This window comes from Lacihabitans sp. CCS-44, from assembly GCF_024343735.1.
Lineage (GTDB): Bacteria > Bacteroidota > Bacteroidia > Cytophagales > Spirosomataceae > Leadbetterella.
In genome coordinates this window covers 244,952-267,875 of the sequence record NZ_RJUE01000066.1, presented here as the reverse complement: position 1 = coordinate 267,875, position 22,924 = coordinate 244,952, and the positions used below count along the sequence as shown (strand labels likewise).

The following is a 22,924-nucleotide window of genomic DNA, read 5'->3' as shown; positions in this document are numbered from 1 at the left end:
TTGCTGAGTGTTAAACTTGCATTTGTTTGTCCCATGATGTTGTTGCCGGCTTTTTTCCACTGATAGCCAGTGATTGTTCCAGCGGCTACTACTTCGAGAGTTACATTTTCACCTTCGCATTTGCTTTGAGAAGTAGAAACCGAAGTGATACTTATCGGAGTATTTACAGTTAAAGTAGCTGAAGAACTAGTTACACTTTGACTCGCACAAGCACCGGTACCGAAAGCTTTTACGGTGTATGTACCTGCATCGCATGTAGCACAAATATTACTAATGGTCAGACTTGATGAAGAACTACCAGAGATATTTCCACCGTCAGACAGGTCAGAACCGTCTTTTTGCCATTTGTAAGAACCCGCATTGCTCGCAGCTGCCGTGAAAGTTTGGCTTTCGCCTACACATTTGATGGCATTAACAGGATTTGTAGTGATGGTGGCCTTTGTAGTTGACACTGTAAGGATGATTCCCGATTTGGTTTGGTTGCCACAAGGTCCAAGAATATCAACGCTGTACTCAGCTTCATCTGCCGTTGTTATGTTGCTTAATGTCAGACTAGCTGATGTCTGACCGGTAATAGGAGTGCCGGCTTTTTTCCATTGATAGCCAGTAATTGCACCAGTAGCCACTACTTCTAATGTCACATTTTCACCTTCGCATTTAGAAAGACTTGGCGTTGAAGAAGTTATACTAATGGGTTCATTAATAGATAACGTAGCTGTGTTAGTGATTACACTTTCGCTAGAGCAGCCTCCGTTTCCGTAAGCCCTAAGAGCGTAGGTACCGGCATCGCAAGTTGAACAAATGTTTGTTATTGTCAAACTTTGAGTGGTAGCTCCACTGATGTTTCCTCCATCGGAAATTACCGAACCATTTTTAACCCATTCCACTCGGCTCGCTCCAAATGCGGAAGCCGTAAAGGTATGATTTTCACCAGCACATTTAGTTACGCTAGTTGGATTTGTGCCTATTGAGGCCTTTTGTGAAACAATTACTTCGTAATTCCCACTTGTGATTGTATTGCAGGTTCCTGTAATAACTACTGAGTAATTGCCACCCGCCAGGCCATTAACGTTATTTATCGAAAACGAAGATTTTGTCTCACCAGAGAGGTTACTGGCACCTCTTTTCCATTGATAACTGTTTGCAGCTCCCGAAATAGTGGGTGCAAGCATCAGGTTTGAACCTACACAGATATTTTGAGAGGCAGGAGGCTGAGTAGCAAATGCGATATTGGTTGCCAAACTAGCCGAAGCAGTCGAAGATGTCACAGCTGAACCTGCACATTCTGTTCTTGGCTGATAAACTGCATAATAACTACCTGCATCGGCAGACTGAAAATTACTAATGCTTATATTTACGGTACCCTGTCCCGCAATTTTTCCTGATGTATTTACCAGTAATGAGCCGTCTTTGTACCAATCCACCCTGGACACATTGGCACCTGAAGTTGACAGTAGAAGGTTCTGTCCTTGGCAAACTTGATTGTCCGCTTTTGGTTGAGTGCTTATTGATGGCTTTGAAGTTATCATAAGCTGATAGGTATTTGTAGAGTTTGTAGAGCCGCATGCATTACTAGCCACTAATCTGTACACCGCCTGGTCTTCGAGGATGGCATTTGAAATACTGAGTGTGTTGGTTGTTTGACCAGGTACGTCAGTAAAAGTTGTTAAATTACTGATGGGAGCTCTCTGCCACTGAAATGAGGTGGCACCAGTAAAGTTCAAAGTAAAAGGGGCCATGGCTCCACCTACGCATATTCTCGAACTGTTACCACCTGTGGAAGTGTAAACGGGTGGTGCGGAACACTGCCCATAAGCATTTGATTCCGTGAGTAGAAAAACAAATAAAATACCAAGTAGCTTTAAGGTAAATCTTGATTTTTCGAATAGTTGTTTTTTCATAATGATAATTAATAAATTCCTTTTCTCTTTGGGCTAAGTAAATGTCTCTGACTTTCTGTTATTTCGTATGCAAAATTATTTAGTCGAGAGTTCTAAATTCGTAAGGGAAAACCCCTGAATTAATACTTCTAAAAAGGCCTTTTTACCTTGACAAATAGTTTTTACAAAACAAAGATTGAATACTTATTTTATGCTTCCTATGGGGTATTCCAGAAGATACCGTGAGTGGTAATGATTGGTGCGTGAGTTGCAAAAAAGCCTTCGTGAGTTTTTTTTGGTATTTTTACAAAACAGGTAGGAATTGTTTTTTTGAAAAAATAAAGGAATCCAGATGAGTTCGTAATACATACTCATCTATTGGTTTTTGGATATAGAATTTTGTGAAGCTGAGCTCCTTAAATTGCTCATAATATTTTTGACACGCATGAGCACTACAGATGATGAGCCATGTAGATTTGTCGGAGATTTGATTAGCTATTTCTATTCCATTCAAGCTTTCTTTCAAAACGATATCTACAATTACAAGCTGAATTTCATTTAGAGCCAAATGATTGAGAAACTCTTGTGTATTTTGTGCAAATATTGGCTTGATGGTGGGAAACTCCTCAAGAATTATTTCTAAAGTTAGTTGATCACTAATAGAGTCTTCAAGAATCAACACCTTGTGCTCTTTCATTTACTTTTGGGAACGTTAAGCCACAAAGATTTCGAACAATTCATTAGGAATCAACCAAGTGGCATCTGTTACTACGCAAGTGGTAAGTTAATCCACGTGAATGGATTTTTTTTTATTGATTGTAAGGTTTGATTGGACTTAATTAATAGAGATACACAATAATGACCTGAGTTAAGTGTAAATATTTGATTTGCAATATTTAAACTGTTTTTTCTTCGAATTTTTCTAGAAAAGACTGTCTATTACTTCTGCTAATTGGCACTTTGTGGCAATCTATTTCCAAATAATTCTCTTTAAAATTGATTCTTTTTACAGCATCCATGTTGATCAACGTATTTCTGTTTGCACGTTCAAAATTTTTGTTTTTCAGTGTGTCTTCAAATACTTTCAAGGCGGTGTAAGTTGTAAATTTGTTGCTAGGCGTATGAACGGTAGTGGCATGGTCTGAGGTTTCAATAATTGTGATATCTTCGTGGGCTACTTTGTACATGTAGTTGCCCTGTTTTAGCATTACAAAGTTATCTTCTGGGTTGTCTATTTCAAGGTTCTTTCTTGAAAAAAGAAAGGACTCTATGTTGGTTCTAAAAACGAATTCGTCAATCGGTTTTTTGATATAGAACTTATTGAATTGTAGATCCTTAAACTCGTGGTAATAATCTTTACTGTCCATTGAGCTTGAAATAATTACCCAGGCCAGGGGGTCTGTTATGGAATGCAACAAATCTACGCCTGTAAGACATTCATTAAGCATGATGTCCATAATATAAATTTGGAATTTATTTTTCGAAATTTCATGCAAAAAAGACTTCGAATTTTTAACATAGGTGGTACTTATTTCAGGAAATTGGTCTAGCACCATTTCAATGGACAGTTGGTCACTCAGGGTGTCTTCTAATACCAATGCATTATATTTGGTCATACTCTAAAGGTTTTGTATTGAGCTCTAGTTCAGCTATAAAAGTGGTTTTTATGAGCTCTGTTTTCAGTTTTATGTTTGATTTTTCTAACAATGGCAATAGCAATGCCAGACCTATTCCTAAGCCTCCATCCAACTTACGAGTCTTAGCATCACTTTGGTTTTCTATTTTTAAAATAAACTTTTCGTCGCCTTTTTTTAGCGAAATATGAATGTCTGAGGAGGCTTTGGAATGCACCACGGCGTTGTAGATCAGATTGCGTAATACGATGATTAGTAAGCCGTAATCTGCCGTAATTGAGTGTGTAGTGTTGCTCATTATTATATTCAGATTTCGTTGATCTATTTCATCGGCGTAGATGTCTAGTATTTGCTGTATTTGCTCCCCAATATTTTTGTTTTGTAGTGTTATCTCGTTTTTGTCCTTGGTACTTTTTACCCAATAAACCAATTCGTCTATTAACCACAGTACTTTTCTGCTTTTGTCTTCGGTTTCTTTTCCCAACAAAACCAGTCTTTCTTGGTCATTTTTTTTGGTCAAGTAGGCCAATTTCTTGGATAAATCATAAAAACTCTGCACCGGATATCTCACATCGTGCACCAGCAGCGAAAGTAGGGTCTCTTTTAGAGTGAGGCTATCTTGGAGTGAACGCGTCTGGCGGTCTACTTTTCTTTGAAGCGACTCGTTGCGAAGGCGGAGCTTGTAAGTCGTATATTTGTTGAATACCCAAAATAAGAAGCCAAGAAGGAGTAAAATACTGGGAACGAAGTACCATTCAAGGTAAATTTGTTTGGGCCTTTCCACAGTGAATTTAATGATGGGTGATTCTGTGAAATTATCACAACTGACCACTTTGATTTCTACCTCAGTTTGTCCTCTAGCAACATAATCTAGCAATAAGGTCGAACCCGTTATGGGCATCCAGTCTTTACGGATAGATTTGCTGCTACGATAGAAGTATTTTTTGGTACAGTCATATTTAAAATCTTCATAGTCAAGCTCTATAGAGAGACTGTTTTCATGTCTTTTCAGTTCAAGTTTTGAGCCGAACAGGCCGATGTCCGCTCTGTTTATTATCTGATTCGCGTAGGTGGTTATGTTGTTTATTTTTAAAGGAAATTGTGGCTCAACTTGATTCGAAAAATCTCGTGGATTTATGATATTCAAGCCGTTGATTCCTCCGAAATACAAAAGGTCGTTTTCGTCTTGATGGTGGGCTAGTCTGTTGCATTCGTTAGAGCTAAGGCCATCGTTGGTAGTGAATATTTTTAGCAAAATACCGCTGTCATTAAAATGCCAAACGCCCTCTTCAGAACTCGCCCATACGCCGTTTTGTGTTTGATAGGCCGACAGGAATGTTTTCTGCTGAAAGTTATAATCCTGAACAAATGGCGAAACTACATTTGAAAGAATATCATATATCCAAATTCCTTGGCTACTGGCCATAAGGAGTTTATTTGGGAAAACTTTGTTTTTTTTGATTGAAAAGAAACTTAAGGCCTGGTTTTTAACAGGCAGCTTTACGGCTTCAAAATCCCTATTGTTTTTCAGTATAAAAAGACCCGCTTCAGAAGCTACCAGAACCTTCTCATTGTTAATCACATAGAAGTCGTAAATGATGGAGTTTCGAAGGTTAGCATCAGTGATTTTATAATTCGACGAGATGTCGTTTATTTTGTCATAAAACACTATTCCTTTTTTTTCTAGGCCTAGCAGAATACCATTTCTGTAGCTGGCCATCGACCATATTTTGGTGCTGTCTAGTTTTCGGAGTAGTTTGTTTTTGCTTGTTCTTAGGTCGGTTTGCATCAACATATCTTCTCCAAAAAGTACTTGGCCATCTTTATCTTGGAGAATAGAGAGTATGAATTTATTATCGGGACTGTTTTGGTTGAAAGATTGCTCAAGACTTCGGGCTTTACCCTGTCTAAGGTCTATGAGTTGCCTTTTTCGGTTGGTATTTACTATTATCTGATCATTTGAGAGCTTCAGTATGGCTCTACACGAGAAATTGTCATTCGATTTGTCGGGTAGCGGATTGGTGAGATAAGTTTTGATCCGCTGCTCCACCAATCTAAGAATAAAAACGCCATTATTGGTAGCCAGAAAGGTGTTTCCGGTAGTGTCATGTATAACATGATGTATAAGGAAATCGTATTTTTCGTTTTTAATCAATTCGAATTTTTCATTCAAAAAATCTAGCTCGTTGCCTTTATTGACAACAAAAAGACCTTTGCTTACATTGAAAGTAATGCTCGAGAGATAACTATCTTTCGATACAACAAACCGCCTTTCAAATTTTCCCGTAAGTTCACGAATGCCGATGTGCTTGCCATTCTCAAACGTGAAATAAGTCTTTCCTTTGTGTTCTAAGGCTGTTTTCACCAGCTTATCGCCAAGATTCTGGCGGCTTAGAATTTTTCCTTTTTTCTCAATTTCCAGAATTTGGGCATCAAATTTGGGCGTCTTTTCTATGCAAACCACAATTTTTCGAATACCCGCATGCAATAGCTTTAGCGGTGATTGGGCCAAGCTTATTACCCTTTCTAATTGTTTTTTTTGTGAATCAAATTTATAAATTTCGCCATTTTTTGTGCCTAAGAAAACCACTCCATTGGAATCAGAAATTATGCTGTGAAGGTTGAGTTTTTTGCTGATATACCTCTCAAAAGGAAGTGTTTTTTTTGTTTCTGGATTGAAAACTACGCACCTGTGAACATTGAATGGGTAAAACCATTCCAAGTTTTCGGTCAACCAAAAATTGCCTTGATTGTCTTCTACGGCACTGTTAAAGCCTTTGTTTGAGAAAGAGTCGGTAAATTGATGGTTGTTTACTAGCCCAGCCTTAAACAATCCTATTTTGTTGTTTGTTAAAAACCAAACCTTTGATTTCGAGTCAATAAAAGTGCTGTTGATATGACTTTCTGTAAGGCCATCAGCTCTGCCCAAATGCTTAGTGGCCAGTTTAAGACTCAAACCGGAGCTCTGTGCAGTTGCAGTAATTAAGTGAAAGAAAAAAATGCCACAAACGAGCAAGTTTTTGCTGTAAAATGTTTTATTCATTTAGGCTATACTGTACATTCCAATCTGGCGTCAATAATACCAGTTTTTTTATTCAATGGCAAAATTAGATCAATAATAAATTCTTTAGAAGACCTTTTGATAAGTTCAGGTTTCATTTGAACTTACGAGCAAATGTAGAAATAAGATGTTTTTACTGATCCAAGGGGAAACCCCTGAATTAAGTTTTATTCGAATTTAAAATCTTTATTGAGAGCTGGCATTATGCAACTGAAGACAATCTGGTAATAAAAAAAACACCGAGCTTTTGGCTCGGTGCTGTATAAATGTTTATTGCTTTCTTTATTTTAATTGGCACAACCCTGTATGTAAGCGTAGAAAACGGTTCCATTGGCTGCCTCAAAGGTAGTTCCACCACCCGTGGTACTTGGCTTCAATTCTATGGATTTGCCTGCTCGAAGGTTTACATTTGCATTGCCCGTAATTTTATTGCTTGCTGTCACTGTTTCAGAAGCTTGAAGAGTGGTGTTTCCAGTTGCTTTGTCGTCTGTAGGGCTTATTAATACCAATGTAGGTGGGCAAGGGTTTGTATTCTGATTAATTTTAGTGGTGAAGATTCCGCGTCCATGTGTACCTACTACTAAGGTGTTGTCAGACGGCCTGAATTTGAGCATGTCGCACCTGACATGAGCTAAAGCTGTATTGGTAGGAGCCCACTGTGGATTTGCTGCTGTAATATCACTGGTAGACCATACTCCAAGCTCTGTGGCCAATAGCACTTGTTTTGTATCAACGGGATTGACCAAAGAATACCTGATAGGTACATTCGGAAGACCTTGCCCTGTTTCATCTTTCGATATCCAGTTTGTACCTCCATTGGTGGTATAAAATACCGACTTAACATTGTAATTAGACTTAGTAACAACCATAGTATTTTCATCAGCACCAAAATCTAGAGATGAAACATTACCTTCAGAGGTTGTAGTTTTATCCATAATTTTAGTAATTGTAGAAAGCGACTGATCTCCTGTAAGATTTATACCGGTAACTTTGAAAACGTCCCCGGTATTGGTTCCTAAGAATAAGTTTCCTTGAGTTTTACCCAACTTGATAAACGAAATATCTAATGCACCTTGACCGGTGATTGTCAAAATGCTTGTGGAGTAATTGTAGTTTGGAGATGTGCCGGTAATATGGTATCTGATAATTTTTGTATCTGATTCTGACGATAAAGTGTAATTGTCATACAAAGTATGGTTTTGAGAATCATAGTCAGATGAGTTTATAAATGTACCTCTATCGCCTGGCTGCGGCATCATTTCTACCCATGATGAGGTGTTGTGTGCACCAGCTTTATTCAGTTTTGGGGTGACATTTGTATAATGACTAATCACGATATTCGAATCTAGCTTATCTATGAAGCAAAGCCCTCCATCACCTGAGTTTATTTCAAAGCCTTCACCTATTGTGCCATATGTACCTTTCAAGGAGTGTGTTCCATTGTCTTGTGTGCCTCCAATGGTAGTCGCATTGTTTGCGAGGGCATTTATGTCTACTGCAAAGTATTGGGTGACGTTATAGTTCTTGTTTCTTTTTTGAAATGAGGGATAGTTATTACCAGAACTCCCCCAGTCAGCAGCATAATAGACGCCACCATCTCCACCAAAAATAGCTTCATTTGGAAAACCTGGCCTAGCTGCAAAGGAGTGTTCATCGACGTGCATCATGGCTCCATATGCTCCATATCCTAACTTAGGAAGCCACGTAGCTCCTCCATCTTTTGTAACACTGAAAGTAACGCCTCCAGCATATAATATGTTGGCATCTGTAGCATGAGTACCTAAAATTAAGTCATACCAACCTTGGTTACCTACAAAGTCTTTTTCACCTGCGTTATTTAAATCATCGTACTTTGGTACTGTCATATCTGTCCAAGTGGAACCTGCATCAATGCTTTTCTTGAAGAATCTGACATTAACAGTCGAATTGGCAGAAACAGCATATATGACCTGATTGGCTCCGTTGGTGCTTGGTGCTAGTGCAATTTCCACCCTCGCACTTCCGTTTGCGTTTGAGTTTGGAGGGGTGATTATGTCGAAATTTGAAATTGTATTGTCAGTAGATTTATAAATTTTTTGAGGAAAATTGTTGCCACCTTCGGCAACATAAAGAATCCCGTCTGTTCCGATTTCCATATCCGAAATTCTACCAGCGTTAGAAACTGGTGGGGCGTTGGTTCCTGTGAGTGCATTCCATGTGGTTCCTCCATCTGTAGAACGTACAATACCCCACATGTTTACAACAAAAACATGACCTTGGGCGTTAACCACAATTTTTAGAACTTCTCTCCATCCTGCAGCTACATTGCTGTTTTCATAATCAGGAAGCGTGGAAGTCAACCTGGTCCATGTGGTTCCGCCGTTGGTAGTTTTCCAAATTCCTCCGCCACCTGTGCTACTTGAGCCTGTATTGCCTATCGCATCAGAACTTGCCCTTTCTCCTGTGCCTACATACATAACTTGAGTATTGCTTGGGTCATAGGCAATGTCTCCAATAGCTATATTATCCCAAAAATCATTTACCTTGATCCAAGAGCTGTTGGCGTCGGTTACATCATTGTTGTACCAAAGTCCTCCAGATACACCTCCTGCCCAGGCCTTCTTTTTTGTTGCATCATTAGGGTCCCACATCAAGGCTCTAGTGCGGCCTCCTACATTATTCGGCCCCCTTTCTGCCCAAGTCACGTTGGGCACAGCACCCATAAGTTTTATCATTTGAGACATTATGTTTCTTGATTTTTCAAGTTCGTTTCTTGGCATTAAACCAGTTTTAGGGTCTTTGGTTATTTTGTATTCGAAGAGAGCTCTTGCTGATGGATTATCCTTTTTTGCCCCTTGTGAGAAAACCGTTTTGCTTAAAATCACATTGATTAAAATCAATGTAAAAGAGAAGTATTTTTTAATATTCATAAATATTTTGATAAATTTTAAATGTATTTTTACTTAGTTCTTGATTACGGGTGAGTTTTGGAATTTTTCAAAATAAACAGAGACGAAATCTTTTCGCCGCCTACTGATAGGCACTGTTGTGCCATTGATATTTAAGAAATTTTCATTGTACTTCGTTACAAAATTCAAATTGACAATAGTATTTCTATTGGGTCTTATAAATGACCGATGGATATTAAGCCGTTCCTGAAGTTTTCCGAGATTATATGACACTATAATTTTTTGGCCATTAGACAAATATAAATTGGTATAATTGATCTCTGCTTGCAATAATATAATGTCTTCAGCAAGTACAATCTTTCTACTACCAATATGTACTAGAGGAATATCTCTATTTATTACTTTTGTATTTTTCATGGTTTTATAAGGTCGATAAAATTATATTTTTTTTCTTTAAAAAACTAACAATTGGGTTAAAATTGGTAGTTTTTCTGGAACTTCTAAAGATAAAAGTATTTGAAACTTTTAGTTGTATGTATAAGGGTAAACCCCTGAATTGTGGCCAATGGATGGTGAAGAGGAAAATATAATTTACTTTTACGGCCTGAACTCAACATAAATATTTCTTCGTCTTGAAACACTTGTTTTTTTTTCTATGTTTTTCACTTTTCTTGGTTGCTTGTCTTTCGGACGGCGGTAAACAGGGATTGGAATACCCAAAAGCTGAGCCGGAAACTTTAGATTTTTATGGGAAATACCTTTTTGATGCTAAGAATATTGAAAAAGATGAATATAAAACGTTTTTTTTCGATCGCTACAATAATCTACTGAGACAAAACAAGATTGACTCGGCGGGTCAACTTTTAGGCATAATTGGAAGAGCCCTTAACTACAATTCCATCAATGATTCGGTAATTAATTCTACAAGCTTTGCGTATTTGAAGCAATATGAAAACAAAATTTCGAAGAATAGAAGGTCCGAGATACTTTACAACCTTGGCAACTATTATTACTATTCCAACGCCTACGATTCAAGCATTTATTATTTCAATAAAGCCCTTACTCACACCCAAACGTATGCTGGACTAAATAGAGATGGTATGATAAATTACTATCTGTTGTTTTCAACACTTAACAATGGTGGTCAGGACAGTTCTATAAAATTTGCCCATAAATCGCTTAAATTATTTGAGAAATTAAAGGATACCTCTATGCTTGGGGCGGTTTATTCTGGAATCGCCTGTATTTATAATTTTCAATACAACTACTCCAAAGCTATTAGGTATGAGGACAAAGCCTATGATTTGGCCAAAAAGTCGGGGGATACTTCGACAATCATGGTGGTTTCATATAATAAAATTAACTCATACAACACATTCGGCCATCCTAATTTGTTGCCATTTATAGATAGCACATATCGGTACTATAAAGTTTGGTCAGAGAGAAATTTCACTAAAAACCAAGTGGAAATGTACAGTTGGTTAGCCTTAAAAGCTGTCAGAGAAAATAAAATGGTTATGGCCAAGCGGCTTTTGGACGAAATAAAACCAAAAATAGTTAAAGTTGGTGACAATGTATCAGAGAATTATTATCTCAATGCACTAGCAGAATACGATGTAAAAGCCGGAGCGAATCCTGAAAATGTCAAAATTTACAGGGATAAAATTGCTGAAAAGATTGAAAACGAAGATTATTTGAGTTTGAGCCTATACTACGACATATTGCATGATTATGCCCTTAAGAACAACGATTATAAAAGTGCTCATCAATATCTTAAAGACGCCGAAGTGGCAAATGACAGTTTAGTTTCGATATTCACACGTAGCAAGGTGTTGGAGTATGAGGAGAAATATCAAACCGAGAAAAAAGAGCAGGAGATTGCACTTCAGAAAAGTGATCTAGCCCGAAAAAATTCCTACATAGCTTTACTTGCGGCACTTATTGGAGCTTTGGTATTGGCTTCTTTTGCGTATTATCTGTGGAACCGTCAAAAGAAATTAAAACAAGAAAAAGAAAATAGCATGACCTTTACGAAACAGTTGCTACAAAATACCGAGGAAGAGCGAAAACGCATTGCTGGGGATTTGCATGACAGTATCAGCCACGAGTTGCTGAATCTTAAAACCATTTTTACACAAGATATCTCGGTTGTAAATTCTAAAATTGACACCATTATAAATGATATTCGAGGTATTAGCCGAAACTTACATCCTGTCATGTTTGATAAGATAGGTCTAGTGCCAAACGTGGAGCAACTGTTAGAAAGAGTTCAAAGCCAGAATAACCTATTTGTAACCACCGAAATAAACTACGGCGGTTCGCTGAGTTCGGCAGACGAACTTCAAATTTACAGGATTATTCAGGAGGCTCTTACCAATATCATAAAATATGCCAATGCACATGCCGCCAAAATTGCGATTTTGGAGCAATCTTCCAAAATAACCATTGAAATAAAAGACAACGGCAAGGGCTTCGATGTGAAAGAGACACTGAACAGCGGTAAGTCCTTTGGTCTTCACAATATTATCGAACGAAGCAGAGTAATAGGAGGGGAGGCCACAATAGTGTCCTCTACAGAAGGAACCACCATCACCATCGAAATCACTCCAAAATCATGAGAATTTTAATTGCAGACGACCATCCTTTTACACTTATGGGCACCAAAGCCTTTGTGGAATCGCTGAAGTTTCATGTGGAGGATATCTGTTCAAATGGCATAACCGCACTCAATCTCATCAAAAGTCATAAGCCCGATTTGGCTATTCTTGACATCAATATGCCTGGAATGGATGGCCTTGAGGTTTTAGAGAAAATAACTGCTCAGAAACTCAAAACCAAAGTCATTTTGTTGACTATGCACAAAGAAACGACCATATTTAGAAGAGCCAATCAATTGGGTGTTTCGGGGTATATTTTAAAAGAAAATGCTCAGGAAGAGCTCGCTTTTTGTTTAGAAGCAGTGATAAACGGAGACAAGTATATCAGTAAAAACATTAGTGCAGAGTTACAAATTACGGGTTCGGAAGAGTCTGATAATCAACTTGACAGACTGACTTTTTCAGAAAAAAAGATTTTGGAATTGGTGGCTCAACAAAAGACTTCGAAGCAAATAGCTGAGCTACTTTTTATCTCCGAAAAAACTGTGGAGGGGCATAGAACCAATATTATCCAAAAACTAGGCCTTCCAAAAGAGAAAAATACGCTTTTGATTTGGGCCATGAAGCAGTTTAGTGGGTAGTAGAGAAGAATGCGGCTTAATCTATCTCTACCACTACGCCATCACTCATCGGGTGCGACACACAGGTAAGAATATAACCTTGAGCTATTTCTTTCTCAGTAAGGCCTTCTTCTTCATCCATTTTAACTTTGCCATCGGTACACTTGCCCAAACATGCCGTACACATACCTGCTTGGCAGGAATACGGAAGATCAATGTCTTGTTCAAGAGCTGCTTCAAGAATGGTTTGGTGGGGTTCTACCACAAACTCGTGCGTATCTCCGTCGTAAATTACTTTTACGGTTTGTTTCTTTATTTCATCAACATTTACGGTGTCTTCTTCTTGCATTGGAGCATTGAATCGTTCATAGTGCACGTGATCTTTCGGAACGTTATAAAGTTCAAATATCTTCTTGATACCATCCATCATTTCTTCAGGTCCGCACATAAAGAAATTGTCCTTTTTAAAATCTGCACAGGTGTCTTTTAACCAAAGTGTAGCATTGGCTTGATTTATTCTGCCTCTTTCACCTACCCAAATCCCTTGTGGTTGGCTAAGGATATTTTGTACAGAAAATCGCTCTTTGTATTGATTTTCAAGTTCTTCAAGCTCTTTTTTGAAAATTATACTCTCTTCAGTTCGATTGCCATAGAGCAATTTTACCTTGGTGTTAGTTTCGGTTTTAAGCACAGTCTTTGCTATCGAAATCAATGGCGTTATACCACTTCCAGCACCAAAGAGATATATGTTTCTGTCAGCATTTTCTTCTGTTTCGAAGTAAAAATTGCCCATCGGTTCTATAACTTCCAAGAAATCTCCAGTGCGTACATTGTCGTTCAAGTAGTTGGAAACAATGCCGTTGGGTACTCTTTTTACCGTAACAGCCACAGCAGTATCAGTTGCCGGCGAGCTCGACATGGAGTAGCTGCGTTTTACCTTTTTGCCGTCGGTGGTGGGTACGGCTATGGTTATGAATTGACCCGCTTTGTATTTTATTTGTTCGCTTATGGGATGCCAAAAAGAAATAGTAATGGTGTCTGCTGTTTCTTGGATTACTTCTTTTACTTGTAAAAAGTAGGTTTTCATTCGATGGTATTTAAAAAAAACAATTTGGTTAATAACTTCGTTTTACTGAAGTTTGTTCAATAGCTCTTCCATTCTTTGGCTTTTGTCAAAACCAAAAAACAGTTCTTTTTGAGTAAAATCTTCGTCTTCATCATCCATTTCGTGCCATTTCCAGTCTTCGCAAGTGGCGTCGAGTAGGTCTAAAAGTGTCAGAATTTTAGTTTCGTTTCTTTCTTTTTCAAGAAATTTATCGGAGTTGCTGAAGTAAACGGCTAGCTTTTCGTCTTCAATCCAACTGAGGTCATTGAGCAGCTCATCCAAAGAATCGAGATTAAAACCGAAATAATCAGGAAAATGCATGGCTTTGGCCAATACTTCGTAAAATTCTCGAAGAGAAGTTACTTCATTCGCATCTATTTCTATTATGGCAAACTCAACCGGAATCTGCTCTTTATCTATGATGTCTAAGTTTTTCATTTTATTTTTTTGAATGATTGGTAATGGTCGTTCGTGAAATATGCACTTTCATCATCACCAGTTACAAGTCGTTCTTTTCCTCTATTTTTTCCGTCTATTTTGGGGTTTACATCCCATTCTCTGTAATTTAACCTCCTATTTTTTTCATCTGTTTTGGGCAAAAGTCCCTCCAGATTCTTAAATTTCCTTCCGCCTACATAGCTTTCGGGGGCTTCATCGTTTTCTTCAATATATTTGAGCACTTTCAGAACTTTGGCAGGAACTTCACCTTTTTCTACCTCAGAATATTCGTCGGTATTACTTTTTTCTTCTTTAGTATTAACGTTTTTCCTACTTTTCGAAAAATCTTCATTTCGCTCGTTTTCAGCTTTTTCTACATAAATATTCTGAGTGGATTCGGCTTTTCTTGATGTTGCTTCTTGCGAGTTTTTGCCCCAAAAATACCCCATGCCTAGGCCACCTAAGAACAATAATATGGCTATAATGAGTTTATTCATTCAGAATTTTCTTTTTGTGCAAAAATATGGCTCTAAAAAGTATTTATCGTTAAAAAGGATAACAATTTGAAGTACTTTTGTAAAAAAAGCTCAGAAATGGTCGTATTGATTACTGGAGTGACCGGATTGGTGGGGTCAGCAATGGCAAAATTGTTTTTGTCGCCTGAATTTACGGTAAAAGCTTTGGTTAGAAACCCCTCTTCTCATATGTTTGTGAAGTCTATTTCGGATAGAATCGAAATTGTGGATGGAGATATATTGGATGTTCTGTCTCTGGAGACCGCCATGCAAGGGGTTGATTATGTGATACATGCCGCTGCTATGGTTTCGTTCTTGCCCAAAGAGCGTGATAACATGTACAAAGTAAATATTGAGGGCACTGCAAATGTAGCTAACGCATGTTTGGCTGCCAAAGTCAAAAAGCTTTGTTTTGTAAGCTCCGTTGCAGCCTTGGGTCGTCCAGCTCAAAGTTTGTTACATTTGGGTGAGGAAGTACATATCAATGAAAATCAAAAATGGGAGAGTTCGGATACCAATTCACACTACGCCATCACAAAATACATGGCCGAGTGCGAAGTTTGGCGTGCTCAGGCCGAGGGCCTTTCCACGGTTATTGTAAACCCTTCCATTATTTTGGGAGAAAGCGATTGGACAAAAAGCAGCACACAGCTTTTCAAATACGTTTTTGATGAAAAGCCATTTTATACCCAAGGTTTTATAAATTATGTTGACGTATTGGATTTGTCCGCAACCATCAAGACTTTGCTGCTATCAGAAATTGAAAACGAACGTTTTTGCGTTTCTGCTGGTTTGATAAGCTACAAAGAGTTTTTTGAAAAAATAGCTCACAATTTTACTAAGAAAAGTCCGAGTTTTGAGGTGAAACCATGGATGATGGACTATATCTGGAGATTTGAGGCAGTGAAATCTTGGCTGACAGGCAAGGCACCTTTAATCACCAAAGAAACAGCCAAAACATCACGTTTGCATGTTTCATACGACAGCACGAAGCTAAAAAAAGCCACAGGTTTGTCGTTTAATTCGCTGGATAAAACGCTCGAAAGAGTATGTGCCAATCTTGTTTCGAAATTGTGAGGGAATTACATTTATCTTAATTTCTAGGACAATTTAGTGAATTAATACAATGGGTTCCTTTAAATCACAAAAATGGCCGTTTGTAAAATTTGATTTAGTTCAAATTCACTTGGGTTTGTAAAGTTAAAAATCAAATTTTTCATGAGGCCTTCTTTTTGTGAAAGTTTTTTTGGTTACTTTTTTACAAAAAAAAGTAACTCCCCGCCGGAAGGGCGACGAAAGAATTTAGAGATTTTTATATTTTAAGAATTATAAATCTGATTTGACGAGGTTTTAAATTTGGAATTTCTAAACCGTTTTGTATCTTTAAAACACAAATGAATCTTATAAACCTTATTACTGCATGAATCAAGACTACAGTGATCATTTTGATGAGTTTAATGAGGCTACCATAGCCGATGCAGCCAAGAGGTTTGAGTCCATTCTTCTAAAAAAAGAAACTCCTTATTTTAGCGAGGAAATTTTTGAGTCGCTTTCGGAATATTACATGGTAAAAGGCAAATTTGACTTTGCCATGAAGGCCTGCAATCATGGTTTGAAGCATTATCCGCATTCGTTGGATTTGATTCTCAATAAGACACAGATATTGATCAACAAGTTTGAGTTGGAAGAGGCCACCGAATTGTTAGACAGTGCCAGTATTTTTCACCCATCCGATACCGAAATTGAATATTTCAGAGGAGTGATTTTGATGTGTTCGGGTGACAACGCCGAGGCTCTTGATTTGTTTCGACAAATATTGCCACTTGCTGAGGAAAAAGAAAATGTGTATTTTCAGATGGGGATGGCTTTGGTTAGCTTGGGTCAAATTCCCGAGGCCATTGATTCATTTAGTAGTGCCATTACCTGCAAATCAAAGAATGAACTGGTTTATAATGAGTTAGTTTACTGTTTTGATGTACAGTCTAACCTTCTTGGTGGAATTGACTTTTTCAACCAACTCATAGACGAAGATCCTTATAATCAATTAGCATGGTTTGCTTTGGGGCAATGCTATAATCAGCTCAATCTTTACGAGAAAGCCAAAGATGCCTTTGAATATGCTGTGGCAATTGAGGGAGATTTTGCTTCAGGTTGGTATAACCTTGGCTTGAGTCAGATGAACTTGGAGAGTTTCGCTGACGCCAAAGAGTCATTTATCAATACTTTGAGATTCGAGGAACACTCTGCCGAAGTCTTAACGCACCTTGCGGCTTCGCACGAAAAACTCGAGGAATACGCCGATGCCTACAAGAATTATAAGAAGGCAGCTGATATGGATGAGTTCTGGGACGATGCCTGGTTTGGAATGGCGTCTGTTCTTTACGAACAAGAGAAATACTTAGAGTCGATACATTTTGTAAAAAAAGCTATCAAACTTAACGATATTAATAGTGATTTTTGGTTGTTATTGGCTGATAACGAATCTAAATTGGGTAATGTAATATCTTCAGAGGAAGCTTATGACAAAGCCGCTGATTTGGATCCCATCAATGCCGACATTTGGCTCAATTGGTCGCTTTTGTATTTTGAACAAGAAAACTATCACCGTGCCTTCGAAATTGTGTACGACGGTATAGAAGAAATACCCGACGACGCCGATTTGTACTACCGAGCATGCACTTATCTGCTCTACAATAGTAGTTTCAACGAAGCCTACAAATATCTGCAAGAAGCCTTGGTTTTAGATTATGACAAACACGTACAACTGTACGATTTCTTTAGCAATCTAGATACTTTGAAAGCCTTGCAAAGGATTATTGATCAGTTTAGGAAGTGAGGGTTTTGGTGTTATAATTTGTTAATTACTAATGTGTTAATGATTTTGGAATAATAATTAAAAGAGCGATTTGAAGATTCAAATCGCTCTTTTAATTATAAATACTATCCGTGAAAATCCGTGCTAGCATCCGTAAAATCCGTGTTCCATCAAACACACCAAAATCTCAGCTACAACAATCAGGTCCACAACATGCAGCCTTTTCTGCTGGTTTTTCGGCATAAACGGTGACACTGAAAATACCCATTTTAGAGTTTTTGAAATCCTCTAACTGCTGAACATCAAGATATTGGCTAAGGATATCGTCTGGTATTATTATGGCCTTTTCTTTTTGTAGGGTGATATTCGCAAATCCAGTTTCTTGAATCATTCCCAAGTATTCGTCTTTTTGAATCGCCCCAGATACGCATCCAGCATACATTTCAGCTGCATTTTGTAAGTTCTCAGGTAAATTACCCACCAAAACCACATCAGAAATACTAAAGTGACCGCCCGGTTTTAGCACTCTCATAATGTCTTTCAAGACCGCCTTTTTGTTAGGTACTAAATTTAGTACGCAATTGCTCACAATAACATCCGCAATATTGGCCGTAACTGGCATCTTTTCAATGTCACCTTGTCTGAATTCCACATTGTGAAAACCTCTCAATTCTGCATTTACTCTGGCTTTGTCTATCATGGCAGGCGTGAAATCTATCCCGATTACTTTACCTGATTCTCCCGTTTCGGCTCTGGCTATGAAACAATCGTTTCCTGCTCCGCTGCCCAAGTCTATCACCACATCGCCTTTCTTGATTTTGGCAAATTGGGTCGGTAGTCCACATCCCAAGCCCAAATCGGCATCAGGATTGTAGCCTTCCAGTTGTGTGTAATCGTCACTCATGATATTATAAACCTCTGTAGAGCAGCCGCCTGAGCCACAACATGACGACATGTTGGTTTCTTTGTCTTGCAAGGCTATCTCACTATATTTTTGCTTTACAATCTCTTTTAATTGTTCTTCTGTTTGCATTTTTTTATTTGTTTTAAATTTTTATAATCGTAATAATGCGATTAGTTTTCGCAAAAAAATATTAACAACAACTCGTTTTGTTTGTATAATAACTACTAAAAAGCTCATCAATATAGCTTTTAGCTTGATTTAGTTCGTTTTCGTCAATACAGTAACACACTTTAGCCCCTTCAATATCGCCTTTTATTAGCCCCGCTTCTTTCAATTCTTTGAGGTGCTGCGAGACTGTACTTTGCGATAAGGGAAGTTCTTCAACAATATCGCCACAGATACAAGACTGCCTCTTTATCAATATTCTAAGTATGGCTATTCGTGCTGGGTGCGACAATGCCTTTGCATACTTAGCAAGCTTATTGTCTTTAACTGTAAACTCTTCTGACTTGGTTAATCCCATAAAATTATTTTCTTATCGCAATATTACGATTATAATTTTGATATTTCAAACTATTTCTGATATTTTTTTCAGAAAGGGCAATTCAGGTTAGTTTTTTAATAAAATATAGAGTCTTTCAGTATAATTTCTTGTACAAAATTTTATTTCCAGAAAAATAATCTTACCTTTGCAGTCCGAATTTTCGGGAGATAGTATTTATTTTATTAATTTTTAACAGTTTACAATGCCTACTATACAGCAGTTAGTAAGAAAAGGAAGAGAAGACCTAACTTATAAGTCAAAATCTCCGGCATTGGATTCATGCCCTCAGCGTCGTGGGGTGTGCACCAGAGTTTATACTACTACACCAAAGAAGCCAAACTCGGCTCTTCGTAAAGTAGCTCGTGTACGTCTTACAAACCAGAAAGAGGTGAACGCCTACATTCCGGGTGAAGGTCACAATTTGCAAGAGCACTCTATCGTATTGATTAGAGGTGGTCGTGTGAAAGACTTACCAGGTGTACGTTATCACATCGTTCGTGGGGCATTGGATACAGCCGGTGTAAACAACCGTAAGCAGAGTCGCTCTAAGTATGGTGCTAAACGTCCTAAGCCAGGTCAGGTAGCGGCGGCACCAACAAAAGGTAAGAAGAAATAACAAGAAAATCTTTATAGTCTCTCACTGAGAGCACATATAGGGGAAGTAATGTTTGGTATTACCGAATGTGAATTAGTTTAAATCATTAAACGAAACCTTCTTAAAAATTTAAGAAATGAGAAAAGCAAAACCAAAAAAGCGTTACGTGTTACCTGACCCAAAGTTCAGAGATGTAACAGTAACAAAGTTTGTAAACAACATGATGTACGACGGTAAAAAATCACTGGCTTACGGTATTTTTTATGGTGCATTAGAGATTGTTGAGAAACGTACGAGCGAGAACGGATTAGAAATCTGGAAAAAAGCATTGAACAACGTTATGCCAGCTGTAGAGGTTAAGAGCCGTAGAGTCGGTGGTGCTACTTTCCAAGTTCCTACTGAAGTAAGAGCCGATCGTAAACAGTCATTAGGTATGAAATGGATGATCAACTACGCTCGTAAGCGTGGTGAGAAAACCATCACTGAGCGTTTAGCTGGCGAGATTATCGCTGCTTCGAAAGGTGAAGGTGCATCTGTGAAAAAGAAAGATGATACGCACAGAATGGCGGATGCGAACAAAGCATTCTCGCACTTCAGATTGTAATCGTCTATACTTCAGACCAAAAGAGAACCTCTCGATTTTTCGAGAGGTTTTTTTGTGCGTAATGGTTTGTTAATCTAGAAATCTACACAGAAATTCCATTTTCTGCTAAAAGTCATAAATATTAATTTGGTTATTTTTTAGTTTTATCATTCAACCTAAAAAAACTATATATGACCAGCTTCAGAGTAAGGCCTAAATTCAGAAAGGAATGTCCATGCAAACCAAAAGAATTGGTGGACAGAATCAATAAAAGATTAGCGACGCAGCACGACCATATTGATGGCAAAGTGTTTGTTACCCACGGACTTTTTAGAATCTTGCCTGAATATCAGCATTTTTGGTCGCCACAGCTCAATGTGTCTTTTGAAGAAACAGAAAATGGAACTGTTTTGCGAGGAATGTACGGGCCGCATCCCACAGTTTGGGCAGTTTTTTTGTTTGGTTATTCTATTTTGGGGCTGGCTACATTTTTCATTACTATTATTGGCTTGGTAAAATACTCGCTACATATTGAAAGTCAGATACTTTGGCTTTTGCCTTTTTTACTTGGTGGTTTGGTCATTCTATATTTTATAGCTCAAACTGGACAGAAAATGGGTGTGGAGCAGACTTTTCAACTTCATCATTTTTTTGAAGAATCAATTGGAGAGTCTGTTCATATAACTTAACTACCAGACATTTAAATGTGAAATGTATTCGTACAATATTTATAGGCATGAAATTTGAGTAGTTTTTGGTGAGTTCAACTTCTTTAAAGAGAAGTTTACTCCAAACCTATAACAAGACTCATTTATAAATGTTTAAGTACTTATCCATATTAATACTAACTACAATAATCCAATTTTGCAGCTTTGCTCAAGAATACGTTGTGAACTGGCAAAAATCGTATGGTGGGGAAAGAAATGAAGTGGTATATGCTGGAGTAGAAACTTCAGATGGTGGATTCATAATGGTTGGCTCTACTAATTCGAAAAATAGTTTTGATGTAAAAGACTCCAGGGGATTTGATGGAACAGGAGGGAATGATTTTTGGATATCAAAAGTTTCCAATACCGGGTCAATTGTTTGGTCAAAAACTTTTGGTGGGTCAAAAGAAGACATAGCCACATCTGTAGTTAAAACCTCAAATAATGAGTATTTGATATTGGGAACAACTCAGTCAACTGACGGAGATGCCAATTTTAATGGTACTAACGGTGGTTTGCTTCTTGTTAGGCTAAAAGAAAATGGTGATTTTGTCTCAAAAAGGCTTTTTGCCGGCGGAAACAGCAATTCTGGTGTTTCATTTCAACAAGTAAATAGTTTTAGTAAACCTTCTCTGAAAATTTTGCCGGATGGTCAAATAATAGTTGGTGCCACGAGATCTATTGGAGTAAATCCATTCTCAGGATATGATTTTTATGTAGCTAAACTTTCACCTTTTGGAGATACGCTGTGGGAGAAAACATTCGGAGGAGGTTTGGAAGATTATATGAACGACATAATTATAACCTCTGACGGTGGATATTTGATGGTAGGAGGGACACTATCACTTGAGAGAGACATAAGTGGTGCTGGTCAAGGCTTTCTCGACTTTTTAGTTATTAAAATAGATGGTACAGGAAGGCAAGTTTGGGAGAAAGGATTTGGTGGAAATAGCTATGATGTAGCTTTTTCAGCTTTAGAAAACAATTCTAAAACTGGGTTTTATATTGCAGGAGAATCTAGTTCAACCAACGGTCAAATTGGAAACTCTTTGGGGGAGAAGGATGGTATAATTTTGAGGGTAGATAAAAACGGTTTATTGCTAGATAAAAATCATTTTGGTGGACTAGACAATGACGGTTTTTATAGTTTAGTAAGAGGTGCAGATGGTGTGATTTATGCTTCAGGTACCAGCCAATCTACAATTGGCACTACAAAACCCAAAGGGACTCTTACTGACGTATGGTTAATGGCCTTGAAGGAAGATACGTTTATTCCTATTTTTCATAAATTATTTGGTGGAGCAGATATTGATTTAGCTCGGCAGGTTATTTATACTTCAAAAAGTGGTTTGTTTTTAGCAGCAAGTTCTCGTTCTGCAGATGGCGATGCTAGTCTTAACAGAGGACAAAGTGATTTTTGGGCTCTTAATTTAAGCTTACCACCTCCAATAATTTTTGGAAAATTCCAAGCATTTTTAAACGGAAATCAAGAGATTGAGTTGGTTTGGACTAGTACATTTGAACAAAACTCACAGCTTATCTTTATAGACAAGAGTGCTGACAATAAAGAGTTTTTTCAAAAAGATGAGCAGGCAGCAGTCGGGGTTTCGAGTGGAATAGTATCCTATAGATTTATAGATAAAAACCCTTTATTTGGTAATAATTATTACAGACTAAGATATACTGATTTAGCCAATAAATTTTACCCCGGACCTACTATAAGTTTTAATTTTTCGCCTCTTTCAATCTTTAACTTCCCCTCAGATCAATTTAGGGTTTATCCTAATCCTGCCTCGGAGTTTATTTTGATAGATACATTTATAGAAAATCCAAATATCAGACTAGTTAATTCAAATGGTATTGAGATTCCATTTGAATTAATAAAAATGGGGGAATCTTCCTATAAAATGGTTTTGAAGAACGGCATTGCTATGGGTAATTATCAGGTGGTAGTCTCTAATAATATAAGCCAGCAGTCAAAGAAAATTATTGTTAACTAAAGGTTTTAGGGTTAAATTGCCTCAAATTTGACTTTAAA

The 22,924-nt window shown here is 37.7% G+C and carries 18 protein-coding genes and 1 pseudogene; 8 read left to right on the top strand and 11 right to left on the bottom strand.

The annotated features are described in order from the left end of the window. From EGI26_RS21115 to EGI26_RS21090, 6 genes and pseudogenes are all read right to left on the bottom strand, one after another. Window positions 1-1,901 (bottom strand): annotated as a pseudogene (locus EGI26_RS21115) (hypothetical protein); the annotation flags it as partial. A 283-nt stretch (window positions 1,902-2,184) separates the two neighbouring features. Further along, window positions 2,185-2,577, bottom strand: coding sequence for a response regulator (locus tag EGI26_RS21110; protein WP_255081066.1), 393 nt, complete (start codon window positions 2,575-2,577; stop codon window positions 2,185-2,187). 199 nt (window positions 2,578-2,776) lie between these two features. Further along, window positions 2,777-3,496, bottom strand: coding sequence for a LytTR family DNA-binding domain-containing protein (locus EGI26_RS21105; protein WP_255081065.1), 720 nt, complete (start codon window positions 3,494-3,496; stop codon window positions 2,777-2,779). Beyond that, the gene (locus tag EGI26_RS21100; RefSeq protein ID WP_255081064.1) at window positions 3,483-6,557 is read right to left on the bottom strand and encodes a hypothetical protein; all 3,075 of its coding nucleotides are present in this window, start codon (window positions 6,555-6,557) and stop codon (window positions 3,483-3,485) included. Before EGI26_RS21100 ends, EGI26_RS21105 begins: the two co-directional genes overlap by 14 nt. A 305-nt stretch (window positions 6,558-6,862) precedes the next feature. Beyond that, window positions 6,863-9,484: a 3-coathanger stack domain-containing protein gene (locus EGI26_RS21095; RefSeq protein ID WP_255081063.1), complete on the bottom strand. Its 2,622-nt coding sequence runs from the start codon at window positions 9,482-9,484 to the stop codon at window positions 6,863-6,865. Window positions 9,485-9,517: 33 nt separating this feature from the next. After that, window positions 9,518-9,880 carry a LytTR family DNA-binding domain-containing protein gene (locus EGI26_RS21090; protein WP_255081062.1) on the bottom strand — a complete coding sequence of 121 codons (363 nt, stop codon included), beginning with the start codon at window positions 9,878-9,880 and terminating at the stop codon, window positions 9,518-9,520. A 215-nt stretch (window positions 9,881-10,095) separates the two neighbouring features. Between EGI26_RS21090 and EGI26_RS21085 the strand changes: the two genes are divergently transcribed. Continuing rightward, window positions 10,096-12,081, top strand: coding sequence for a sensor histidine kinase (locus EGI26_RS21085; protein WP_255081061.1), 1,986 nt, complete (start codon window positions 10,096-10,098; stop codon window positions 12,079-12,081). After that, the gene (locus tag EGI26_RS21080; protein ID WP_255081060.1) at window positions 12,078-12,701 is read left to right on the top strand and encodes a response regulator transcription factor; all 624 of its coding nucleotides are present in this window, start codon (window positions 12,078-12,080) and stop codon (window positions 12,699-12,701) included. The genes EGI26_RS21085 and EGI26_RS21080 overlap by 4 nt, the downstream gene beginning before the upstream one ends. Before the next feature lie 16 nt (window positions 12,702-12,717). Here the strand turns inward: EGI26_RS21080 and EGI26_RS21075 are convergent, their stop codons facing one another. Genes EGI26_RS21075 through EGI26_RS21065 form a run of 3 tightly spaced genes read right to left on the bottom strand, consistent with a single transcriptional unit; the run spans window position 12,718 to window position 14,720 of the window. Next, the gene (locus EGI26_RS21075) at window positions 12,718-13,767 is read right to left on the bottom strand and encodes a ferredoxin--NADP reductase (protein ID WP_255081059.1); all 1,050 of its coding nucleotides are present in this window, start codon (window positions 13,765-13,767) and stop codon (window positions 12,718-12,720) included. Between the two features lie 42 nt (window positions 13,768-13,809). Continuing rightward, window positions 13,810-14,223: a barstar family protein gene (locus EGI26_RS21070; protein WP_255081058.1), complete on the bottom strand. Its 414-nt coding sequence runs from the start codon at window positions 14,221-14,223 to the stop codon at window positions 13,810-13,812. Further along, a complete protein-coding gene (locus EGI26_RS21065; RefSeq protein ID WP_255081057.1) occupies window positions 14,220-14,720 on the bottom strand; it encodes a ribonuclease domain-containing protein in 501 nt (166 codons plus the stop codon). The genes EGI26_RS21070 and EGI26_RS21065 overlap by 4 nt, the downstream gene beginning before the upstream one ends. 96 nt (window positions 14,721-14,816) lie before the next feature. On the opposite strand from EGI26_RS21065, the gene EGI26_RS21060 reads away from it, so the two are divergent. Then, window positions 14,817-15,815, top strand: a complete 999-nt coding sequence (locus EGI26_RS21060; protein WP_255081056.1) for an NAD-dependent epimerase/dehydratase family protein — start codon at window positions 14,817-14,819, stop codon at window positions 15,813-15,815. Between the two features lie 343 nt (window positions 15,816-16,158). Further along, window positions 16,159-17,574 (top strand): lipopolysaccharide assembly protein LapB, encoded by a 1,416-nt coding sequence (locus EGI26_RS21055; protein WP_255081055.1) that lies wholly within the window; start codon window positions 16,159-16,161, stop codon window positions 17,572-17,574. 166 nt (window positions 17,575-17,740) lie between these two features. Here the strand turns inward: EGI26_RS21055 and EGI26_RS21050 are convergent, their stop codons facing one another. Both EGI26_RS21050 and EGI26_RS21045 read right to left on the bottom strand, forming a co-directional pair. Further along, window positions 17,741-18,586, bottom strand: a complete 846-nt coding sequence (locus tag EGI26_RS21050) for an arsenite methyltransferase (protein WP_255081054.1) — start codon at window positions 18,584-18,586, stop codon at window positions 17,741-17,743. Window positions 18,587-18,647: 61 nt separating this feature from the next. Further along, window positions 18,648-18,980, bottom strand: a complete 333-nt coding sequence (locus EGI26_RS21045; protein WP_255081053.1) for a helix-turn-helix transcriptional regulator — start codon at window positions 18,978-18,980, stop codon at window positions 18,648-18,650. A 223-nt stretch (window positions 18,981-19,203) separates the two neighbouring features. Between EGI26_RS21045 and rpsL the strand changes: the two genes are divergently transcribed. The 4 genes from rpsL (at window position 19,204) to EGI26_RS21025 (ending at window position 22,886) form a co-directional block, all read left to right on the top strand. After that, on the top strand, window positions 19,204-19,617 hold the full coding sequence (gene rpsL / locus EGI26_RS21040; protein WP_255081052.1) for a 30S ribosomal protein S12: 414 nt from the start codon (window positions 19,204-19,206) through the stop codon (window positions 19,615-19,617). Between the two features lie 115 nt (window positions 19,618-19,732). Beyond that, a complete protein-coding gene (gene rpsG, locus EGI26_RS21035) occupies window positions 19,733-20,200 on the top strand; it encodes a 30S ribosomal protein S7 (protein ID WP_255036590.1) in 468 nt (155 codons plus the stop codon). Window positions 20,201-20,370: 170 nt separating this feature from the next. Continuing rightward, entirely contained in the window at window positions 20,371-20,868 is a 498-nt protein-coding gene (locus tag EGI26_RS21030) for a hypothetical protein (RefSeq protein ID WP_255081051.1), read from the top strand. Window positions 20,869-20,996: 128 nt separating this feature from the next. Then, entirely contained in the window at window positions 20,997-22,886 is a 1,890-nt protein-coding gene (locus tag EGI26_RS21025) for a T9SS type A sorting domain-containing protein (protein ID WP_255081050.1), read from the top strand. Window positions 22,887-22,924: the final 38 nt, after the last annotated feature.

What these genes read in the sequence shown, in the direction of transcription:
- EGI26_RS21030 (WP_255081051.1), top strand. Translation starts at nt 20,371, where the DNA reads ATGACCAGCTTCAGAGTAAGGCCTAAATTCAGAAAGGAATGTCCATGC.
- EGI26_RS21070 (WP_255081058.1), bottom strand. Translation starts at nt 14,223, where the DNA reads ATGAAAAACTTAGACATCATAGATAAAGAGCAGATTCCGGTTGAGTTT.
- EGI26_RS21065 (WP_255081057.1), bottom strand. Translation starts at nt 14,720, where the DNA reads ATGAATAAACTCATTATAGCCATATTATTGTTCTTAGGTGGCCTAGGC.
- EGI26_RS21050 (WP_255081054.1), bottom strand. Translation starts at nt 18,586, where the DNA reads ATGCAAACAGAAGAACAATTAAAAGAGATTGTAAAGCAAAAATATAGT.
- EGI26_RS21060 (WP_255081056.1), top strand. Translation starts at nt 14,817, where the DNA reads ATGGTCGTATTGATTACTGGAGTGACCGGATTGGTGGGGTCAGCAATG.
- EGI26_RS21075 (WP_255081059.1), bottom strand. Translation starts at nt 13,767, where the DNA reads ATGAAAACCTACTTTTTACAAGTAAAAGAAGTAATCCAAGAAACAGCA.
- EGI26_RS21055 (WP_255081055.1), top strand. Translation starts at nt 16,159, where the DNA reads ATGAATCAAGACTACAGTGATCATTTTGATGAGTTTAATGAGGCTACC.
- EGI26_RS21045 (WP_255081053.1), bottom strand. Translation starts at nt 18,980, where the DNA reads ATGGGATTAACCAAGTCAGAAGAGTTTACAGTTAAAGACAATAAGCTT.
- EGI26_RS21090 (WP_255081062.1), bottom strand. Translation starts at nt 9,880, where the DNA reads ATGAAAAATACAAAAGTAATAAATAGAGATATTCCTCTAGTACATATT.
- EGI26_RS21110 (WP_255081066.1), bottom strand. Translation starts at nt 2,577, where the DNA reads ATGAAAGAGCACAAGGTGTTGATTCTTGAAGACTCTATTAGTGATCAA.
- EGI26_RS21025 (WP_255081050.1), top strand. Translation starts at nt 20,997, where the DNA reads ATGTTTAAGTACTTATCCATATTAATACTAACTACAATAATCCAATTT.
- EGI26_RS21080 (WP_255081060.1), top strand. Translation starts at nt 12,078, where the DNA reads ATGAGAATTTTAATTGCAGACGACCATCCTTTTACACTTATGGGCACC.
- EGI26_RS21095 (WP_255081063.1), bottom strand. Translation starts at nt 9,484, where the DNA reads ATGAATATTAAAAAATACTTCTCTTTTACATTGATTTTAATCAATGTG.
- rpsG (WP_255036590.1), top strand. Translation starts at nt 19,733, where the DNA reads ATGAGAAAAGCAAAACCAAAAAAGCGTTACGTGTTACCTGACCCAAAG.
- rpsL (WP_255081052.1), top strand. Translation starts at nt 19,204, where the DNA reads ATGCCTACTATACAGCAGTTAGTAAGAAAAGGAAGAGAAGACCTAACT.
- EGI26_RS21100 (WP_255081064.1), bottom strand. Translation starts at nt 6,557, where the DNA reads ATGAATAAAACATTTTACAGCAAAAACTTGCTCGTTTGTGGCATTTTT.
- EGI26_RS21105 (WP_255081065.1), bottom strand. Translation starts at nt 3,496, where the DNA reads ATGACCAAATATAATGCATTGGTATTAGAAGACACCCTGAGTGACCAA.